The organism is Inquilinus ginsengisoli (assembly GCF_031453975.1).
GTDB lineage: Bacteria > Pseudomonadota > Alphaproteobacteria > DSM-16000 > Inquilinaceae > Inquilinus > Inquilinus ginsengisoli_A.
Map to the genome: position 1 here is coordinate 116,282 of NZ_JAVDPW010000011.1, position 19,049 is coordinate 135,330.

Annotated in this window: 15 protein-coding genes; 11 read left to right on the forward strand and 4 right to left on the reverse strand. The window is 69.6% G+C overall.

All coding sequences use genetic code 11. The features are described from left to right. The first annotated feature begins 30 nt into the window (after positions 1-30). The 4 genes from E9232_RS28575 to E9232_RS28590 are packed head-to-tail and all read left to right on the forward strand — an operon-like array spanning position 31 to position 4,294. Positions 31-1,014, forward strand: a complete 984-nt coding sequence (locus tag E9232_RS28575) for an ABC transporter permease (RefSeq protein WP_309799974.1) — start codon at positions 31-33, stop codon at positions 1,012-1,014. Between the two features lie 50 nt (positions 1,015-1,064). Next, positions 1,065-1,994 carry a sugar ABC transporter substrate-binding protein gene (locus E9232_RS28580; RefSeq protein WP_309799976.1) on the forward strand — a complete coding sequence of 310 codons (930 nt, stop codon included), beginning with the start codon at positions 1,065-1,067 and terminating at the stop codon, positions 1,992-1,994. Next, on the forward strand, positions 1,994-3,511 hold the full coding sequence (locus E9232_RS28585) for a sugar ABC transporter ATP-binding protein (protein ID WP_309799977.1): 1,518 nt from the start codon (positions 1,994-1,996) through the stop codon (positions 3,509-3,511). The genes E9232_RS28580 and E9232_RS28585 overlap by 1 nt, the downstream gene beginning before the upstream one ends. A gap of 15 nt (positions 3,512-3,526) precedes the next feature. Beyond that, positions 3,527-4,294: an SDR family oxidoreductase gene (locus tag E9232_RS28590; protein WP_309799979.1), complete on the forward strand. Its 768-nt coding sequence runs from the start codon at positions 3,527-3,529 to the stop codon at positions 4,292-4,294. Between the two features lie 96 nt (positions 4,295-4,390). Here E9232_RS28590 and E9232_RS28595 read toward each other — a convergent pair whose 3' ends face one another. Then, positions 4,391-4,618 (reverse strand): hypothetical protein, encoded by a 228-nt coding sequence (locus E9232_RS28595; protein WP_309799981.1) that lies wholly within the window; start codon positions 4,616-4,618, stop codon positions 4,391-4,393. Between the two features lie 259 nt (positions 4,619-4,877). Here E9232_RS28595 and E9232_RS28600 point away from each other — a divergent pair, with 259 nt between their 5' ends. Then, a complete protein-coding gene (locus tag E9232_RS28600) occupies positions 4,878-7,739 on the forward strand; it encodes a hypothetical protein (protein WP_374710664.1) in 2,862 nt (953 codons plus the stop codon). Between the two features lie 8 nt (positions 7,740-7,747). Here E9232_RS28600 and E9232_RS28605 read toward each other — a convergent pair whose 3' ends face one another. After that, complete coding sequence (locus E9232_RS28605; RefSeq protein ID WP_309799985.1) at positions 7,748-10,195, reverse strand: PIG-L family deacetylase; 2,448 nt, start codon at positions 10,193-10,195, stop codon at positions 7,748-7,750. Next, positions 10,182-11,378: an ROK family transcriptional regulator gene (locus E9232_RS28610; protein WP_309799988.1), complete on the reverse strand. Its 1,197-nt coding sequence runs from the start codon at positions 11,376-11,378 to the stop codon at positions 10,182-10,184. The genes E9232_RS28605 and E9232_RS28610 overlap by 14 nt, the downstream gene beginning before the upstream one ends. Positions 11,379-11,534: 156 nt before the next feature. On the opposite strand from E9232_RS28610, the gene E9232_RS28615 reads away from it, so the two are divergent. From E9232_RS28615 to E9232_RS28640, 6 genes are read left to right on the forward strand one after another with little or no spacing between them, the layout of a single operon-like run. Further along, positions 11,535-12,809 (forward strand): sugar ABC transporter substrate-binding protein, encoded by a 1,275-nt coding sequence (locus E9232_RS28615; RefSeq protein ID WP_309799990.1) that lies wholly within the window; start codon positions 11,535-11,537, stop codon positions 12,807-12,809. Positions 12,810-12,860: 51 nt separating this feature from the next. Then, on the forward strand, positions 12,861-13,757 hold the full coding sequence (locus E9232_RS28620) for a carbohydrate ABC transporter permease (RefSeq protein ID WP_309799992.1): 897 nt from the start codon (positions 12,861-12,863) through the stop codon (positions 13,755-13,757). Continuing rightward, positions 13,757-14,599: a carbohydrate ABC transporter permease gene (locus E9232_RS28625; RefSeq protein WP_309799993.1), complete on the forward strand. Its 843-nt coding sequence runs from the start codon at positions 13,757-13,759 to the stop codon at positions 14,597-14,599. Before E9232_RS28620 ends, E9232_RS28625 begins: the two co-directional genes overlap by 1 nt. Positions 14,600-14,601: 2 nt before the next feature. Beyond that, complete coding sequence (gene argH / locus E9232_RS28630; protein WP_309799994.1) at positions 14,602-16,101, forward strand: argininosuccinate lyase; 1,500 nt, start codon at positions 14,602-14,604, stop codon at positions 16,099-16,101. Between the two features lies 1 nt (position 16,102). Further along, positions 16,103-17,200 carry an ABC transporter ATP-binding protein gene (locus E9232_RS28635; RefSeq protein WP_309799996.1) on the forward strand — a complete coding sequence of 366 codons (1,098 nt, stop codon included), beginning with the start codon at positions 16,103-16,105 and terminating at the stop codon, positions 17,198-17,200. Then, positions 17,188-18,183, forward strand: coding sequence for a carbohydrate kinase family protein (locus E9232_RS28640; RefSeq protein ID WP_309799998.1), 996 nt, complete (start codon positions 17,188-17,190; stop codon positions 18,181-18,183). The genes E9232_RS28635 and E9232_RS28640 overlap by 13 nt, the downstream gene beginning before the upstream one ends. A 25-nt stretch (positions 18,184-18,208) precedes the next feature. On the opposite strand, the gene E9232_RS28645 is transcribed toward E9232_RS28640, so the two are convergent. Beyond that, positions 18,209-19,045: an N-acyl homoserine lactonase family protein gene (locus tag E9232_RS28645; RefSeq protein WP_309800000.1), complete on the reverse strand. Its 837-nt coding sequence runs from the start codon at positions 19,043-19,045 to the stop codon at positions 18,209-18,211. Positions 19,046-19,049 lie beyond the last annotated feature (4 nt).

The following is a 19,049-nucleotide window of genomic DNA, read 5'->3' on the forward strand; positions in this document are numbered from 1 at the left end:
TGCCGGATGACACGAAAAAGGATGTAGGGAATGGAAGCGCGCATCGACCGACCGGCCCACAGGACGTTCCTGCCGCGGCTCAGCCTGACCAGCGGCGCCCAGGGCCCGCTGATCGGCCTGGTCCTGCTGTGCGTGATCTTCTCCTTCGCCTCGGATCATTTCCTGTCGGTGCGCAACGCGCTCAACGTGCTCGACCAGATCACCGTGCTCGGCATCCTCGCCATCGGCATGACGGCGGTGATCGTGATCGGCGGCATCGACCTGTCGGTCGGGTCGGTCCTGGCGCTGTCGATGATGGTGATGGGCTGGCTGGCGCGCGACATGGAGCTGCCGATGGCCCTGGCCATCCTGCTCGGCATCGGCGCCGGCGCGGTGTGCGGCCTGGCCTCCGGCCTGCTCATCACCCTGGCGCGGCTGCCCGCCTTCATCGCCACCCTGACCATGATGTCGGTGGCGCGCGGCCTGGCCAACATCCTGACCGACGGCACCCAGATCGTCGGCTATCCCGACTGGTTCACCTCGTTGGCGATCACCCGCAATTTCGGCTTCCTGTCGGCGACCGTCGGCCTGTTCGTCGTGCTGGTCGCGGTCAGCTGGCTGTACCTGACCTTCCGGCCGGGCGGCCGCAACCTCTACGCCATCGGCGGCAGCCGCGAAGTGGCGCGGCTGGCCGGCATCAAGGTCGCCCGGGTGACGATCGCGGTCTATGCCGCGGCCGGGGCGCTGGCCGGCGTGGCCGGCATGGCGCTGGCGGCGCGGCTCGACTCCTCCCAGCCCAGCGCCGGGCTGGGCTACGAACTCGACACCATCGCCGCGGTCGTGATCGGTGGCGCCAGCCTGTCCGGCGGCGTCGGCAGCATCGGCGGCACGGTGGTCGGCGTCCTGATCATCGGCGTGCTGCGCAACGGGCTGAACCTGCTCGGCGTCTCGCCCTTCGTGCAGCAGGTGGTGATCGGCCTGGTGATCGCCGCCGCCGTCACCTTCGACACCCTCGGCCGGCGCAACAACCGCTGACCCGGGGACACAAAGACGGCAGGACCGTCGCAACAGGAGAGGATCCACCCATGAAGACCCGTATCGTCGTTGCCGCGCTGGCGCTGCTGGCCGGCACCGCCCTCGGCTCCCCCGCCTGGGCCAAGGACAAGGTGATCGGCCTGGCCGTCGCCAACCTGCAGGCTGATTTCTTCAACCAGATCAAGCAGTCGGTCGAGGCCGCGGCCAAGGAGCAGGGGATCAAGGTCGTCACCGTCGACGCCAAGGGCGATTCCGCCACCCAGGTCAGCCAGATCCAGGACCTGATCACCCAGCAGATCGACGCGCTGATCTACATCCCGGCCGGCGCCACCGCCGCCAGCGTCCCGGTCAAGACCGCGAAGGCGGCCGGCATCCCGGTCGTCGCCGTCGACCGCAACCCGGCCGATGCGCCGGGCGACACCTTCATCGCCACCGACAGCGTCGCGGCCGCCCGCACCCTGGGCGATTATGTCTGCAAGGTCACCGGCGGCAAGGGCAATGTCGCCGTCATCCAGGGCCAGATCGGCACGACGCCGGAGCAGGACCGCGACAAGGGCTTCACCGAGGCGCTGGCCAAGTGCCCGGGCCTGACGGTCAGCGCCAAGCAGGCCAGCACCGCCTGGATGCAGGATGAGGGCTTCAACATCGCCCAGGACATGCTGCAGCGCGACCCGACCATCTCGGTGTTCTTCGGCCGGGCCGACGCCCTGGCACTGGGCGCCGCGCAGGCGGTCAAGGTCGCCAATCTCGACCACAAGACCTGGATCTTCGGCTTCGACGGCGACGTCGCCGGGCTGAAGGCGGTGCAAGGCGGCACGCTGGACGCGACCATGACCCAGACCACCCAGCAGATGGGCCGGCTGGCGCTGCAGTCGGCGCTCGACCTCGCCGACGGCAAGAAGGTGCCGGCGGAACAGCTGCAGGCCGCAACTCTGACGACCAAGGACAACGTCGCCGGCTTCATCGAGAAGCATCCGTAATGGCTGCACCGGCGACCGTTCGCGCCGCCGCGGCGGAGGGCCCGGAGGGGCTCTCCATCCGCGGCATCGGCAAGGCCTATGGCGGCATCACCGTGCTGGAGGGGGTCGACCTCGACATCCGGCCCGGTGAGGTGCTGGCCCTGTTGGGCGAGAACGGCGCCGGCAAGTCGACCCTGTCCTCGATCATCTCTGGCCTGGTGCCGCCCAGCGCCGGGACGATGAGCTGGCAGGGCCGGCCCTATGCCCCGGCGGCGCCGGGGGATGCGATCGCGGCCGGCATCGGCCTGATCCACCAGGAAATGAAGCTGCTGCCGGATCTGACGATCGCCGAGAACGTGTTCGTCGGCCGGCTGCCGACCGGCGGCGGCCGGATCGATCGGGCGGAGATGAACCGCCGCGCCGGCGAGCAGCTGCGGCGGCTGGGCCTCGACATCGCGCCGACCACGCCGGTGCGCCGGCTGCGGGTGGCGGCGCAGCAGCAGGTCGAGATCGCCAAGGCGCTGACCCTGAACTCCCGCCTGCTGATCCTGGACGAGCCGACCGCCGCGCTGGGCGGGGAGGAGACGGAGCGGCTGTTCCAGCAGATCGACCGGCTGCGCCGCGACGGCGTCTCCTTCGTCTATATCAGCCACCGGCTGGACGAGATCGCCCGCATCGCCGACCGCATCGCGGTGCTGCGCGACGGGCGGCTGGTCGCCACCCACGACACGGCGCAGGTGCCGGTCAAGACGCTGGTCGAACAGATGGTCGGCCGCAGCGTCGACCGGATGTTCCCGGCGGTGACGGTGCCGGGCGACGCGGTCCGGCTGCAGGTCGACGGCCTCGCCGCGGCCGACGGCGCCTATCGCGACATCAGCTTCACCGTGCGGGCGGGCGAGATCTTCGGCATCGCCGGCATCGTCGGCGCCGGGCGGACCGAGCTGGTGCGCGGCGTCGTCGGCGCCGACCCGATCGCCGCCGGCCGGGTGGCGGTGGACGGCAAACCGGTGGCGCTGCACGGTCCGGCGGATGCGATCCGTGCCGGGGTGATGCTGGTGCCGGAAGACCGCAAGCTGCAGGGCGTGGTGCTGGACCACTCCATCGCCGACAACATCGCCTATGCCAATTTCGACCGCATCGCCCCCGGCGGCTGGATCAGCCCCGCCCGGGTGCGCGGCTTCGCCGCCGGGCTGATCGCGCGGATGGGGGTGAAGGGCGCCCCCGGCCAGCGCGCCGGCAACCTCTCCGGCGGCAACCAGCAGAAGGTCGTGATCGCGAAATGGATCGCGCGCGACCCCAAGGTGTTCATCCTGGACGAACCGACCCGCGGCATCGATGTCGGCGCCCGGGCCGCGATCTACGACGTCATCGCCGGCCTTGCCGCCTCCGGCATGGCGGTGGTCGTGGTCAGCTCCGATCTAGACGAGGTGCTGGGCCTGTCGCACCGGGTCATGGTGCTGGCCCGCGGCCGCAACCAGGGCATCCTCGACCGCGACCAGGCCAGCCGCGTCGCCGTGATGGAACTCGCAACCCGTTAAACACAGGGGAATCCCGTGCAGATCTTCCGGCTCGATGACCAGATCGCCTTCGTCACCGGCGCCGGCAGCGGCATCGGCCAGCGCATCGCGGTCGGCCTGGCCGAGGCCGGTGCCGACGTCGCCCTGTTCGACCTTGCGGCGGCGGGGGCCGGCCTGGCCGACACCGCCGGCCGGATCCGGGCGCTTGGCCGCCGCGCGCTGGTGCTGACCGGCGACGTGACCAAGGTCGCCGACCTGTCCGCCGCGGTCGGGGCGGCCGAAGCGCAGCTGGGGCCGCTGGAGGTCGCGGTCAACTGCGCCGGCATCGCCAACGCCACGGCGGCGGAGGAGATGGCGGAGGCGCAGTGGCAGCGCATGCTCGACGTCAACCTGACCGGCGTCTTCTTCTCCGCCCAGGCCGAGGCGCAGGCGATGCTGCCGCGGAAGCGGGGCTCGATCATCAACATCGCCTCGATGTCGGGCTCGATCGTCAACCGCGGCCTGCTGCAGGCGCATTACAACACCTCCAAGGCCGGGGTGATCCACCTGACCAAGAGCCTGGCGATGGAATGGGCCGACCGCGGCCTGCGGGTCAACGCGATCAGTCCCGGCTACACGCTGACGCCGATGAACCTGCGGCCCGAGGTGGCCGAACAGCGCAAGATCTTCGAGCGCGACACGCCGATGGGCCGGATGGCGACGGTGGACGAGCTGGTCGGCCCGGCGGTGTTCCTGGCCAGCGCGGCGTCGTCCTTCTGCACCGGCGTCGACCTGATCGTGGATGGCGGCTTCGTCTGCTGGTAGTCCGAGCCCATCGCATATCGGGCTTTCGGTCAGCGGGCGGACGTTTGCGATTTGCGACGCTGAAAGGAGTGCTTTTCAGGCTGCCGATTGCCTCATTCAGGATGACATGATGCCGCCGATTTCGGTATCGGCTGGGTCCAGCGACGCGCGCTCGACGCCCGCCACCAGGCTGCGCTGGACCGCGAGAACGCCGCGCTCGCGGGCCTCGTCGTCGAACTCGTCGATGCCGAATACGAGCCGGATGACAAATCCGCCGCTTTCCGCTCTCTTTGAGGGGCGTTTTGGAATAATTTTGCGCAAATTAGGAAAATAGATGCCGTTCAAGCCAAGTGATAGGCTTCGGCTATATTGAAGCGTTAAGCATTCGGCCATTGGGGCGGATCCGTATTTGGATTTGGTCAATTGATCGGCAGCTCGCCGGCAGATGATATGGTGCATTGTGCAAAAACCAATAAGATCAGCTGATTGGCGCAGGGCAGCGAGCCGGCTTTATATCGCTATGCTCATGGCGGCCGGCGTCGTCTTGTCCGCCAATCCGAGTGCTGCCGACCCGGCACAGTGCTCGGCCGAACGGTCCGTGCCGATGATTCCGACGGACCCGGCCCTGTGCGAGAGCCTGACCGCGGCCGTCCGCAACCCGTCGGCCCTGCCGCTCGACCAGTACCAGGCCAAGCTCAACCAGTTCTTCGGCAACTACTGCCACCGCAACGAGGCTGCGGGTTGGCGGCGCGACAAGCATGTCCGCGACGCCGGCCCCTTCGTCGCGTCGCTGGCGGCGGGCGCCTGGAAGGGCACCGGCTTCGGCACCCATGCCCCGGTGGTGATCTGGTACTCGCCCGACATGGCGGAATGGCTGGTCAAGAACCGCTCCGGCGAGGGGGGCGCATCGAACCCGCCGCCACCCGTCCCCGACGGGGCGATCATGGTGAAGGAGATGTTCCCGTACCCGGCCGCCGCCTGCGCCGACGTCGACCCGGTGAAGCTGTTCCCGACCTCCGGCGCGGCGATCATGGTCCGCGACAGCACGGCGTCGCATGACGGCTGGTACTGGGGCTGGTACGGCTTCGGGCCGAAGAGCGGCTGGGCGCCGGACTGGCCGCCTGGCCCGGCCAACAATCTCCCCGTCCAGGGCTTCGGCCAGTACTGCATGAACTGCCATGCCTCGGCGAAGGACAACCTCACCTTCGCCTCGCCGCGAAATATCCAGGGCGAGCCGGGACGGCCGCTGGTCTATCTCAGCCAGTCCTGGTTCATGGCGCCGCCGCCGGAAGACCATCACCACGACGTGGCAGTTCCGGACGAGGTCGGGCCCTTGGAGCAGCCGCTGCGCCAGGCCGACCCGGCGGTCGACCAGGCCCTGCGCGCCTATCTCTTGAAGACGCCGCCCCGGGATACGGTCGTGAACATGCCGTCGGCGACCTATGACAACACCTGGGTCGGCGCCGGCGGCCCGCATGCGTCGGATGAGTTCGTGACCTCGACCCAGTGCCTGGGGTGTCATGACGCCGGCAGCACCGGGCTGCAGTTCGACATGACGATGCCGAACCCGCATGGTGCCAACCTGATCAACCTGTCGCCCTATGGCACCTGGCGCACCTCGCCGATGGGGCTGGCCGGGCGCGACCCGTTCTTCTTCGCCCAGCTGGCCAGCGAGATGCAGAGCTTCCATCCCGCCGCGAAGCCCGGCCTCGTCGAGGACACCTGCCTCGGCTGCCACGGCATCCAGGGCCAGCGCCAGTTCCACATCGACATGTTCAGCCAGACCGGCGGCGAGTGCCCCGACTTCACCCGCGAGATGGTGAATGCCGTGCCCTGGCCGGACGACAACCCGACTGCGCCGCATGCGCAATACGGCATGCTGGCCCGCGACGGCATCTCCTGCGCCGCCTGCCATCGCATGGCCCTGGGCGAAGCCGCGACCAAGGCCGCGGCCGGCACCCCGGAAAACGCCTGCATTGCCGAGCGCCAGGCCTTCCTGAATCCGCACAACACCGGCTTCGCCCGCACCTTCACCGGCAGCTTCCTGGTCGGCCCGCCCGACAAGCTGATCGGCCCGTTCGAGATGCCGAAGGTCAAGCCGATGGAGAACGCGCTGGGCATCACCCCGGTGCATGACGTGGCCATCACCAGTTCGGAGGTCTGCGGCAGCTGCCATTCGGTGCATCTGCCGGTGCTCCAGAACGGCCAGCCCATCACCCGCATCTACGAGCAGACGACCTATCCGGAATGGGCCTTCAGCGCCTACCGCACCGGCACCACGCCCGACGGCCCGCTGCCGCAGGGGCCGGGCAGCCTGGCCCAGACCTGCCAGGCCTGCCACATGCCGTCGAAGACCGCGGATGGCAGGCCGATGCGCAGCAAGATCGCGAGCATCCAGGAGTTCAGCAACTTCCCGGAGGCCGAGAACAATCTCGGGCCTGACGACATCGACCTGCCCGTGCGCGATGGCTTCGCCGCGCACACGCTGGTCGGCCTCAACGTCTTCCTGACCAAGATCGCGCAGCAATTCCCCGATGTGCTCGGCATCCCGACCCAGGACCCGATGCTGACCTCACGCGGCCTCGACCCGCTGCTGCGGACCGAGCAGGCGATGCTCGACATGGCCGGAAACCAGACCGCCGACGTGGCAGTGAGCGGCGTGTCGACGGCGGGCGGGCGGCTGCAGGCGACGGTGACCGTCAACAACAAGGCCGGGCACAAGCTGCCCTCCGGCGTCGGCTTCCGCCGCGTCTTCCTGGAGTTCCAGGTGCTGGACCAGAACGGCACCACGCTCTGGGCCTCCGGCCGCACCGACGCGTCGGGCGCGCTGGTCGACCAGACCAACACGCCACTCGACGGCGAATACTGGTGGACGGATGACTGCACGGCCCGCATCCAGCCGGAGGCACGGCTGCACCAGCCGCATTTCCAGCGCATCACCCGCCAGGACCAGACCCAGATCTATCAGGAGCTGGTCTCCACGCCGCCCCTGGACAATTCGGCACCGGTCTGCGGCCCGGGCACCGACCCGAAGGGCATGCTGACCACCAGCTTCCTGTCGATCTGCAACACGGTGAAGGACAACCGCATCCTGCCGCATGGCTATCTGCCGCTGCCCGAGCGCACCCAGATCGCCACCGCGCTGGGCGCGACGGAAGATCTGGCGAAGGAGGCCGGCGCCACCGCCGTCGACGACGATCCCGACTACATCTCGGGCGGCGGCGACAGCCTGGTCTACGACGTGGCGCTGGCCGACCTGCCGGCCGGCAGCCACCCGGCCGCGGTGCAGGCCACGCTGTTCTACCAGGCGGCCCCGCCCTTCTATCTGCAGGACCGCTTCTGCACGGCCAAGGGCGACGACACGGAGCGCCTGAAATACCTGGTCGACCACCTCAACCTCGACGGCTCCGCGGCCGATGACTGGAAGCTGAAGCTGATCTCGAGCGGGGTGGTGGCGCTGCCCTGAGATGCCATCTAGGCCCGCTGCATCAGGTTGGCCATCAGCCGGAAGGCGCCGGGCACCAGCCGGTCCAACTGGTGATGCAGGGCCAGGGCGACATGGGTGTGGCGGCCCTGGCCGAAGCGGCCCGACAGCAGCCCGCCCTGCAGCGGCGTCTCGCCCGGGTCGCCGATGGCGAGCAGCGCCTCGTAGGCCGGATCCCACCCGCTGGCGAAATACAGCCCGCGCTCCTTGTCCCAGCCGGCCCAGTCGGCATCGCCGATCGGGTTGGGGCCGGTCAGCAGCGGATGATCCGGCCGCAGCACCCGGACCGGGGCGGCGGGGTCGGTCACCCGCCAGCGATAGGAGGGGTGGCCGATCGTCAACGGAGCCAGCGGCGTCGACTGCGGCGCCCATGCGTCGATCGGACGATGGTACAGCGTGACCAGATGGCCGCCGTCCCGGACCCAGCGATGCAGCCGCGCGGTCGCGGCGGCCAGCTCCGGCCGGGTGCGGAAGGCGAAGACGCCGACCAGGATGGTGTCCCAATCGCCCAGGTCGCCGCCTGTCAGGGTTCCGGCATCGATCGGGTCGACGGCAAGACCGACCTGACGCAACCACGCGTCCGCACGGTCGCTGCCGCCGCCGACGACACCGACGCGAACGCCGTCCGGCAGGGCGACCTCGAGCGTGCGAAGCCGCAGGATCGCCGGGGCCGCGCGAACCACCGGCCCAAGATGGGGGTAATTCATGCGCCGGACGCTCCAGCCCGGCTGACCGTCGACGGTGACGACGGCTTCGTGAAGGCCGGCGGTGGTGGGTGGGGTCAGAACCGTCTCGATCGAGGCGACGCCTGCATCCCCGGGCACTTCGACCGAGCCAGGGCCTGACGACTCCCAGCCTGCGGGGGCCGTGATGCCGATGCTCCGTGCCGCCGCGGCCGTTCCCCGAAGGCTCTGCAGCCTCAGGCCCAGGGGCCGCGGGGCCGATGGCCGGGCCAGGTTGACCACGATGGCATCGGAAGCCGGAGTCACGGAGGCGGCGGGCAGGACCCGGACCGGCTCGTCGAGGTCGATGGTCGCTTTTGCCCGGACCTCGGCCAGGGTGAAGGTGACCTCGACCGAGGCCAGGCCGTTGCCGCCCAGCGGATCGAAGCCCGGCGCGAAGGGCAGGGTGATCGGGGCATCGTCGGGAACGTGGATCCGGAATTCGCCGGTTGCGCTGTCGGTCTCCCAGGCCCAGCCGCCGGGGAGCCGCGGTGCCAGCGCGATCTCGGTGGCGCTGGCGTCCGCGGCGTGCAATGCCGTGATGGCGAAGGTCCCGCCGGGCGCGATTTCGGCCGGCTCGGCGAAGGCGCGGACATCCAGACCCGACGCCACGAACAGGACCTGCTCGAGTTCGCGGACCTTGCGGCGGAGGCGGTGGTCCAGGATGGGCGCGGCCTGCTCGGGCCGGGATGCCAGGACTGCGCGGATCGCGGTCAGGGCCTGGGCCGCCGCCGCGGCGACGGCATCGCTGTCCGGCCAGGCCGCGATGGCCCGGTCGATCGCGGCCTGGGCGGTTCGCAGCGATGCCTGGCATTCGATGCCGTCGACGGCGTCGGCCAGCGCGGCGACTGTGGCGGGCAGCCCATCCATAATCGAGGTCTCCATCGCCGGCATTCCGGGCACGGCATAGGCCCGATGCAGCGGCCAGGGGGAGGGGACCGCCTCGCGCCACACCCCCATGCCCTGGGTGCGGTGCGCCAGCCGCGACCACTGGCCGATCTGGGCATGGGTGGCGCCGGCGACCGGATCGCGGTCGCCAGCCTGCACCGTCACGGTCGCCTCCGGCGGCGGCAGGTCGTCGTCATAGGACGCGCTCTTGCCCGACCAGGCGGGCAGGTAGAACTTCGCCGCCGACCATGGGGCGAGGCCGGCGGCGGCATGTTGGGGGAAGGCGGCGGGGTCGCCGGCCAGCTCGACGGCCTCGCGGCTCGCCTGGGTCATGGCGCGGTGGTGCCCGTGCTGGCCCGGCACGTCGAGGAAGGTCGGGATCACGATGTCCGGCCGCTCCGTCCGGATGGCGCGGACCAGCCGTTCCACCACCCGCTCATGGCCCCAGCGGCGCAGCGTGTCGACGCCGCTCTTGGAGAAGCCGAAATCATGCACCGGATCGTCCGGGCCATGGCCGATCCAGGTGACGCCGGCATCGAGCACGCGGGCGGCTTCCTCCATCTCCCGGCTGCGCAGCGCCGCCAGGTCGCCGCCGCGCTCCGGCCCGATCGCGTTCTGGCCGCCTTCGCCGCGGGTCGAGCACAGCAGCACGACGCGAACGCCATCGCGCAGCGACAGGGCGGCCAGCATGGCGCTGCTCTCATCGTCCGGATGGGCGCCGGTGTCGAGCAGGGTGACGGTGCTCTTCAGCCGCGACAGGGCGCGGTGGAGCCGCAGCACGCTCGGCTGGGCCATCTGGCGGCGGATGAGGGCCTCATCGGCGGGCATGGGACGATCCTCCGGTATCACGGGCGCGAATCACGGCGCCGAAATCGGGTGTCAGGGTCTCGAACACCGGCAGCGCCGCGGCGCCCAGCGCCGGCGTCAGCCCGCCGGTGGTGCCCCGCAGCAGGCGCGGCACCGACCGGCCGGACCGGTGAGACACGGTGTTCGGCAAGGGGCCGATCCTGGCGATCAGCCGGTCCAGTACGGCGTCGGGCAGGCGACCGCCGAACACGATGGCCTCGGGATCGAACAGGTTCTCCAGGATGCCGACCATGATCAGCAGCTTCTCGGCGGCGATGTCGATCCAGGCGTTGAAACGCGGATCCCCGTCGCGGATCAGGGCGTCGACATCGGCCGCGCCGCCCAGCTGTTCGGCCAGCGAATGCAGCGAGGCGTAGCATTCCAGGCAGCCCTGGCCACCGCAGGGGCAGGGGCGGCCGCGCGGCTCGACCGTGACATGGCCCAGCTCTCCGGCATTGCCGAAGGCGCCGGTGTAGGGCTGCCCGCCCAGGACCAGCCCGAGGCCGATGCCGGTGCCGAAATGGACCAGGCAGAAGTCCCGCAATTCGCGCGCGACGCCGTGCAGCCGCTCGCCCACCGCCGCCGCCGTGGCGTCGTTCTCGACCAGGACCGGCATCCCGAGCGCTTCGCCGAGGAAGGCGGCGGCGTCGATCGCCAGCCAGCCGGGCACGGCGGTGGGGCCGACCGAGCTCAGCCCCTCGATCCCGAAGGGACCCGGCATCACGACCCCGGCGCCGAGGATCGCGGCGCGGGCGACCCCGGCCGACTCCAGCAGCGCATCGATCTCGCGCCGCAGGCACGGCCCGATGCCGGCGGGGGTGGGGTCGTCGACCGCGGAGGTGCGGCTCGCCAGGACGCGCCCGGCCAGATTGACCAGGACCGATTGCTGGAACCGCGGCCCGATCTCGACGCCGATGGTGAAGCCGCCATCCGGATTGACCTCGTATTCGATCGGCGGCTGGCCTCGCCCGCTGCGCCGGCGGCCGGCATCGCGCAGCAGCCCTTCGGCTAGCAGCGCGGCCGTGATGTTCGACACGGCCTGGGTGGTCAGGGCGGTGCGTCGCGCGATCTCGGTGCGGCTGACCGTGCCCTGCAGCCGCACGGTCTCCAGCACCACCCGGCGGTTGTAGGATCGGGTCTTGCCCGAATTGTTGCCGATCGCCATGCGGGCCCGTCTCCCGGAGTCTCCGGGTGCAGGGTGCTGCGGCCAATACAATAATTCAACTATGTTGAGTTATTGACTCGGGCTTTCGGCCTGTGATCGATTGGGAACGAGACCAATGGGCTGCAAGGCCCGAACAAGACAGGGATGGAGGGGGAGATGGCAGGTTTCGGCGGCATCCGGCGCATGGCGCTGGCGACGGCCTTCGCGCTCGGCCTGTGCGGCGCGGCTTCGGCGGCGCAGGCGGTCGAGATCGAGTACTGGCAGTATTTCTACGATTCCCGGGTCAAGGCGATCGACACGCTGATCGCGAAGTTCGAGGCCGACAATCCCGGCATCACCGTCAAGCACACCAACTTCCCCTATGCCGACTACCAGACCAAGGTCGCGGCCGCGATCCCGGCCGGCGAAGGGCCGGACGTGGTGCAGCTGTTCTATGGCTGGCTCGACAATTTCGTGGCGGCGAAGCTGATCCAGCCGCTGCCGACCGACACCTTCCCGCATGACGCCATCGAGGCCGATTTCTTCCCGATGGTGAAGGCGATGAAGCGCGGCGACGACTATTACGGCCTGCCGACCGCGGTCCGTTCGCTCGCCATCTTCTGGAACAAGCGGCTGTTCGAGGAAGCCGGGCTCGACCCCGAGAAGGCCCCGGCCAATCTCGACGAGCTGGTCCAGTTCGCCCAGAAGCTGACCAAGAAGGACGATGGCGGCAACCTCACCCAGGTCGGCATCACCATGGACATGAACGGCCAGGACCACCAATGGTGGCGCGAGGTGCTGGTCCGCCAGTTCGGGGGCGAGCCGTACCTGAACGACTACAAGACGGTGAACTACGCCAACGCGGCCGGCGCCAAGGCGCTGCAATACTATCTCGACTTCCAGACCAAGTACGGCGTCAGCCAGCTCGGCTTCATGGATGAGGGCCAGGCCGCCTTCAAGGCCGGCCGCGCCGGCATGACCATCGACGGCTCGTTCCGCCTCGGCTCCTTCGACGCCGTGCGCGGGCTGAAATACGGCGTCGCCGAGCTGCCGGCCGGGCCGGACGGCACGCGCTCGAACTACGCCAGCTACTGGGTGAACGCGATCACCACCAAGGCCCAGGGCGAGAAGCTGGAGGCGTCGAAGAAGTTCCTGGCCTTCCTGACCTCGCCCGAGGCCATGCAGATCTGGCTCGAGACGGTGGGCGAGCTGCCGGCCCGCCGGTCGGTCGCGCTCAGCGACAAGAACATCGCCAACCCGGTCTACGCCCCGTTCATCAAGGGCCTGGACTACGCCCACACCACGCTGTTCGTGGACGAGGCGGCGGAGCGCCAGGTGTCGATGGACATGGTCAACCGCGTGGTGCTGCAGAACCAGCCGGTCGACGCCGCCCTGGCCGAGGCCGCCAAGGCCGAGCAGGAGATCCTCGACCGCTACTACCAGAAGAAGTGACGGGACCGGGATGAGGGGCGTGACGGTGCGGGAAATGGCGCGGGGGCCGGCATGAGATCCCCCGTCGCGGGCCTGTCGGTGCGGGCCAAGCAGGTGGTCTGGGCCTGGGGCTTCCTGGCCGTGCCGGTGCTGTTCTACATCGTCATCCGGTTCTGGCCGACACTGGACGCCTTCTGGCTGTCCTTCACCGACTGGAACCTGCTCGGCACCCCCAACTTCGTCGGGCTGAAAAACTACGTCCGGCTGGTCGAGGACCCGCTGTTCTGGAAGGTGTTCGGCAACACCTTCCTGTACCTGCTGATCGGCACCCCGCTCAGCCTGGTGATCGCCTTCGTCGTGGCCTACCGGCTCGACAAGGTCCGCTTCATGCACGGTTTCATCCGGGCGCTGTACTTCCTGCCGTTCCTGACCACGGCGGTGGCGATGGCCTGGGTGTGGCGCTGGTTCTACCAGCCGGTGCCGATCGGCGTGTTCAACAACGCCCTGGCCAGCATCGGCCTGCCGCAGCAGCCCTTCCTGCGCTCCACCGTCCAGGCGCTGCCGGCGGTGCTGGCGCCGGCGATCTGGGCCGGGCTCGGCTTCCAGGTGGTGATCTTCATGGCCGGCCTCAGGGCCATCCCGATCAGCTACTACGAGGCCGCGCGGGTCGACGGCGTGTCGCGCTGGACCATCCTGTGGGAGATCACGCTGCCGTTGCTGAAGCCGACCTTTGTGTTCCTGGTGGTGTTCAGCTCGATCGCGTTCCTGCGCATCTTCGACCAAGTCTACAACATCACCCTGAACGATCCGGGCGGCCCGCTGAATTCGACCAAGCCGCTGGTGCTGATGATCTACCAGACCGCGTTCCGGTCCTTCGACATGGGCTATGCCGCGGCCCAGACCGTGATCCTGTTCCTGGTCCTGCTCGGCATCTCGGTGCTGCAGCTCCGCATCCTGAGGGACCGCTGATGGCGACCGCGACCGTGATCATGGGGCGCCGGATCCGGCCCGGGCGGGTGGTGGCCTGGACGCTGCTGCTGATCGGCGGGATCGTCATGGTGATGCCGATCCTCTACATGTTCGCCACCTCGTTCAAATTCCCGCATGAGGTCGGCGAGCTGTCGCTGATCCCCAAGGAGCCGACGCTCGAGAACTACATCTATGTTCTCGGCGACGGGCGCTTCTTCCGCTGGTTCCTCAACTCGCTCGGCATCGCCGTGATCGTCACCCTGTCGAACGTCTTCTTCGACAGCCTGGTCGGCTACACCCTGGCCAAGTTCCGCTTCCGCGGCCGCTACCTGGTCTTCATCGCCATCCTGTCGACCCTGATGATCCCGACCGAGATGCTGGTGATCCCGTGGTACGTGATGGCGAAGACCCTCGGCTGGCTGGACAGCTATTGGGGCATCATGTTCCCGGGCATGATGACCGCCTTCGGCACCTTCCTGATGAAGCAGTTCTTCGAGACGGTGCCGGACGACTTCCTGGAGGCGGCGCGGATCGACGGGCTGAACGAGTTCCAGATCTGGTGGCAGATCGCCATGCCGCTGGTGACGCCGGCCCTGTCGGCGCTGGCGATCTTCACCTTCCTGGGCAACTGGACCGCCTTCATCTGGCCGCTGATCGTGACCAACAGCAAGGAGCACTATACCGTCCCCGTCGGCCTCACGAGCTTCTCGTTCGAGCAGGGCGTCCAGTGGGAGGTGATCATGACCGGTGCCGCCATCGCGACGCTGCCGACCCTGATCGTGTTCCTGGTGTTCCAGCGCTACATCGTGCGCGGCGTGGTCCTCGCCGGGCTGAAGGGATAGTCATGATCAAGGACGAAAGCCGCTTTCCCGCGCCGGTCTATGCCGAGACGGTGCTGGCGCCGCTGTTCGACGGGGCGAAGCGGCACTATCGCGACCATTTCCAGCGCGTCGACCGCGCCCATCTGGTGATGCTGGCCGAGACCGGCGTGCTCGACGCCGCCACCGCCGCCGCCATCGGCGGGGCGTTGGTCGGGATCGAGCGCGACCTCGATGTCGAGGCGCTGACCTACACCGGCGAGGTCGAGGACTTCTTCTTCCTGATCGAGGCCGAGCTGAAGCGCCGGCTGGGGCCCGACATCGCCGGCCGGCTGCACACCGGCCGGTCGCGCAACGACATCGACCACACCCTGTTCAAGCTGGCGCTGAAGGGGCGGATCGATGCCCTGTCGGCCAAGGCGCGCGGCCTGGCCCGCAGCCTGCTGGACACGGCGCGGCGCGAGCGGGCGACGCTGATCGTCGCCTACACCCACGGCCAGCCGGCCCAGCCGACCACCTTCGGCCACTACCTTGCCGCCGCGATCGAGGTGCTGCTGCGCGACCTGGCGCGGCTGCAGGCGGCGCGTGCCATCGTCGACCTCTGCCCGATGGGGGCGGCGGCGATCACCACCACCGGCTTCCCGATCGCCCGGCACCGCATGGCGGAGCTGCTGGGCTTCTCGGCGCCGCTGCAGAACTCCTACAGCTGCATCGCCGCGGTCGACTACGTCACCTCGACCTATGCCGCGCTGGAATTGATGATGCTGCATCTCGGCCGGCTGGTGCAGGACCTCCAGTTCTGGTCCAGCTTCGAGGTCGGGCAGCTCTACGTGCCGAACGCCTTCGTGCAGATCAGCTCGATCATGCCGCAGAAGCGCAACCCGGTGCCGATCGAGCATCTGCGCCTGCTGGCGTCGCACGCCATGACCCGGGCGCGGTCGATGCTGACGGTGATGCACAACACGCCCTTCACCGACATGAACGACAGCGAGGGCGAAACCCAGGGCCAGGGCTATGCCGCCTTCGACCTCGCCGGCCGGGTGCTGGACCTGCTGTCCGGCCTGGTCGCCGCGGTGACGATCGACGGCGACAAGGTTCGCCGCAACATCGACCGCAGCTGCATCACCGTCACCGAGCTGGCGGACAGCCTGGTGCGGATCGAAGGCCTGTCCTTCCGCCAGGCGCATGAGATCGCGGCGGCCACGGCGAAGGCGGTGGTCGCCGCCCGCGGCAGCTTGGCCGAGGCCGGCTTCGCCCCGTTCGGCCAGGCCTTCGCCGAGACCTGCGGGCGGCCATCGACCGTGGACGAGGCCCGGTTCCGCGAGATCGTCTCGCCGGAGCACTTCGTCGCCGTCCGCGCCCGCTTCGGCGGCCCGGCGCCGGAGCCGCTGGACAAGGCCTTCGCCGGCTACGACGCCGTGCTGGACACATTCGCGGCCAACGCCGCCACCGCGGCCGATCGCGAGAAGGGGGCGTCCGCCATGCTCGACTCCTGTTTCGACATCGTGCTGAAGGGACAGGGCTGACATGGCCGACGTGTCGCTGCGCCGCATCGTCAAGACCTACGGCAAGAATCCGGTCATCCACGGCCTGGACCTCGACATCGCCGATGGCGAATTCGTCGTGCTGGTCGGCCCGTCCGGCTGCGGCAAGTCCACCACCCTGCGCATGATCGCGGGGCTGGAGGAGATCGACGGCGGCGAGATCCGCATCGGCGGCCGCGCCGTGAACACGCTGGAGCCGAAGGACCGGAACATCGCCATGGTGTTCCAGAACTACGCCATCTACCCGCACATGACGGTGCGTCGGAACATCGGCTTCGGCCTGCGCAGCGCCCGGCTGCCGCAGGCGGAGAAGGACCGGAAGGTGGAGGAGGCGGGGACCCTGCTGGGCCTGACCCCCTATCTCGACCGCCGCCCGTCCGAGCTGTCGGGCGGCCAGCGCCAGCGCGTCGCCATCGGCCGCGCCATGGTGCGCGACCCGGCGGTGTTCCTGTTCGACGAGCCGCTGTCCAACCTCGACGCCCAGCTGCGCGGCCAGATGCGGCTGGAGATCAAGAAGCTGCACCAGCGCCTGGGCAGCACCATCGTCTTCGTCACCCATGACCAGGTCGAGGCGATGACCCTGGCAGACCGCATCGTGGTGATGCGCGACGGCCACATCCTGCAGGTCGGCAGTCCGGCCGAGCTGTATCACCGCCCGGCCAACGTGTTCACCGCGCGCTTCATCGGCAGCCCGCCGATGAACCTGCTGCCGGGGCAGGTCGCGGTGGTCGACGGGCGCGTGGCGGTGGCGCTGGATGGGGGCGGATCGGCGCCGCTGCCGGCGGCGGCCGCGGGCGTCGCGCCGGGGCGCCGTGTCCTGCTGGGCGTACGGCCCGACGACCTCGCCGCGGTCGAGGGCCAAGCCGCGGCCGATGCCCTGGTGATCGAGGGCACGGTGTCGGTGGTCGAGCCGCTGGGTCCGGAAACCCTGCTGCATGTCGATGCCGCCGGCGCGGCCGTGGTCGGCACCGCCCCGGGCCGGCGGCCGCCGCCGGTGGGCGGTACGGTGCGGCTGGCCGCGGCCAACGACACGCTTCATCTCTTCGACGCCGAAAGCGAGCAGACGCTGTGCCAGGCCTGACCGCCATGTCCCCCGAAGGTTTTGTCCTCTGCGTCGGCCGCCTCTATTCCGATCTGGTCTTCACCGGGCTCGACGCGATGCCGGAGCCGGGGCGGGAGCATTTCGCCCGGGACGTCACGCTGGTGCCGGGCGGTGGCGCGTTCATCACCGCCGCCCATCTCTCCGGGCTCGGCCGGCCGGCGGCGCTGGCGGCCCGGATCGGGATCGACCATTTCGGGCGGGGGCTCGACGGCCCGCTCGCCGCGAGCGGGGTCGATCTGCGCTGGCTCGACCGCGCGGCCGATGCCGGGCCGCAGCTCACGGTCGCCATGGCGGTCGACAGCGACCGCGCCTTCCTGACCCGCCGTGCCGGCAAGGCCGAGCCGGCGACCCTTGATGCGGCGTTGGCCAGCGGTCTCCTGCGCCATCTGCACATCGCGGAGCTCGCGACCCTGCGCGAGATCCCCGATCTCGTCGCCCGGGCCCGGCAATGCGGGCTGACGGTGTCGCTCGACTGCAGCTGGGATGCGGTGGCGATCGCCGACCCGGCAGCCCTGGGGCTGCTCGACGGCGTCGACCTGTTCTTCCCCAACGAGGCGGAGGCCCTGGCCCTGACCGGGGCGGCGACGCCCGAGGCCGCGCTCGACGCCTTGGCGGCGCGGATTCCGGCGGTCGCCATCAAGCTGGGCGGCGAGGGCGCGGTGGCCGAGGTGGCCGGCGAGAGGCTGCGCGCCGCGGCGCCGCCGGTCCCGGTGGTCGACACCACAGGGGCGGGCGATGCCTTTGACGCCGGTTTTCTCGATCGCTGGCTGGACGGCGAGCCGCTGGATGTGTGCCTCGCCTGGGCCGTCGCCTGCGGCAGCCTGTCGGTGCAGCGGGCCGGTGGGGCGGAGTCCATCGGCACGCGCGACTCGATCGAGGCGACGGCTGGCCGTCTCCAGGCAACGAAGCAATCCGGCGCTGCCCGACGGAAAACCGCGACGTCCCTGACCGCGCTGACCTGAGAGGGGCGTCGTCGGCCGGGGCGGCCTAAGCCGCCTTGACGATCCTGAAGCCCTCGATCTCCCGCACCACGGGCAGGCCGGCCCAGCGGTCGCTGTCGTGCAGGATGATCAGGCGGCTCATGTCGCCGTCGATCGCGGTGTTGATGCGGTCGATCGTCTTCAGTTGTTCCCACACGCTGCCGACACCGTTGGCCAGGGGGACATAGACGCCGTCATGGTTGTGGCCGCAGACGTTGCGCGCGGCATAGACGCAGTCGCCGGAGACCACGAGACGTCCGCGGGCGGTCTCCAGGATCACGAATTGCTGGCCCAGCGTGTGGCCTTCGCCCAGGCGCAGATGCAGCCCGGGCAGGATGTCGTCGCGGTCGCCGTCGACCAGGTGCAGCCGGTGTTCGACCGAGGCATCGAAGGCCCGCCGCAGGTCGTCCGGGTTGATGATCTGGGTCAGGAAGCCGAAGCGCGGGGGCAGGGCCATCGCCTCGACCCAGCTCAGGATCTCGCGCTTCTGGATGTAGATCTGGGCGTTCGGGAACTTGCCGATCGACCCCATATGGTCGAAATGCGCGTGGCTCAGCACGATGTCGGTGACCGCCTCCGGCATCACGTCCAGCTCGGCCAGCATGCGCAGCGGCGAGATCCAGTCCGGGATGCCGAAGCGCACGCTCATCTCGGCGCCGCTGCCCTCCTTCATGAAACCGGTGTCGATCAGCACGACCCGGCCGGCGCGCCGGGCCAGCACGAAGGAGAAGGGCAGGTCGACCACGCCCTCGTCATGGGTGCCGTGGACCAGGCTGGCCACCGGCTGGTCCTTCGAGCGGGCGAATTCGACGATATGGACGTCCCAGGTCGGGTCCGAAGGCATACCG

Excerpts from the sequence above, each read along its gene's own strand:
- E9232_RS28575 (WP_309799974.1), top strand. The coding sequence starts at position 31 with ATGGAAGCGCGCATCGACCGACCGGCCCACAGGACGTTCCTGCCGCGG.
- E9232_RS28580 (WP_309799976.1), top strand. The coding sequence starts at position 1,065 with ATGAAGACCCGTATCGTCGTTGCCGCGCTGGCGCTGCTGGCCGGCACC.
- E9232_RS28585 (WP_309799977.1), top strand. The coding sequence starts at position 1,994 with ATGGCTGCACCGGCGACCGTTCGCGCCGCCGCGGCGGAGGGCCCGGAG.
- E9232_RS28600 (WP_374710664.1), top strand. The coding sequence starts at position 4,878 with ATGATTCCGACGGACCCGGCCCTGTGCGAGAGCCTGACCGCGGCCGTC.
- E9232_RS28605 (WP_309799985.1), bottom strand. The coding sequence starts at position 10,195 with ATGCCCGCCGATGAGGCCCTCATCCGCCGCCAGATGGCCCAGCCGAGC.
- E9232_RS28610 (WP_309799988.1), bottom strand. The coding sequence starts at position 11,378 with ATGGCGATCGGCAACAATTCGGGCAAGACCCGATCCTACAACCGCCGG.
- E9232_RS28615 (WP_309799990.1), top strand. The coding sequence starts at position 11,535 with ATGGCAGGTTTCGGCGGCATCCGGCGCATGGCGCTGGCGACGGCCTTC.
- E9232_RS28620 (WP_309799992.1), top strand. The coding sequence starts at position 12,861 with ATGAGATCCCCCGTCGCGGGCCTGTCGGTGCGGGCCAAGCAGGTGGTC.
- E9232_RS28625 (WP_309799993.1), top strand. The coding sequence starts at position 13,757 with ATGGCGACCGCGACCGTGATCATGGGGCGCCGGATCCGGCCCGGGCGG.
- argH (WP_309799994.1), top strand. The coding sequence starts at position 14,602 with ATGATCAAGGACGAAAGCCGCTTTCCCGCGCCGGTCTATGCCGAGACG.
- E9232_RS28635 (WP_309799996.1), top strand. The coding sequence starts at position 16,103 with ATGGCCGACGTGTCGCTGCGCCGCATCGTCAAGACCTACGGCAAGAAT.
- E9232_RS28645 (WP_309800000.1), bottom strand. The coding sequence starts at position 19,045 with ATGCCTTCGGACCCGACCTGGGACGTCCATATCGTCGAATTCGCCCGC.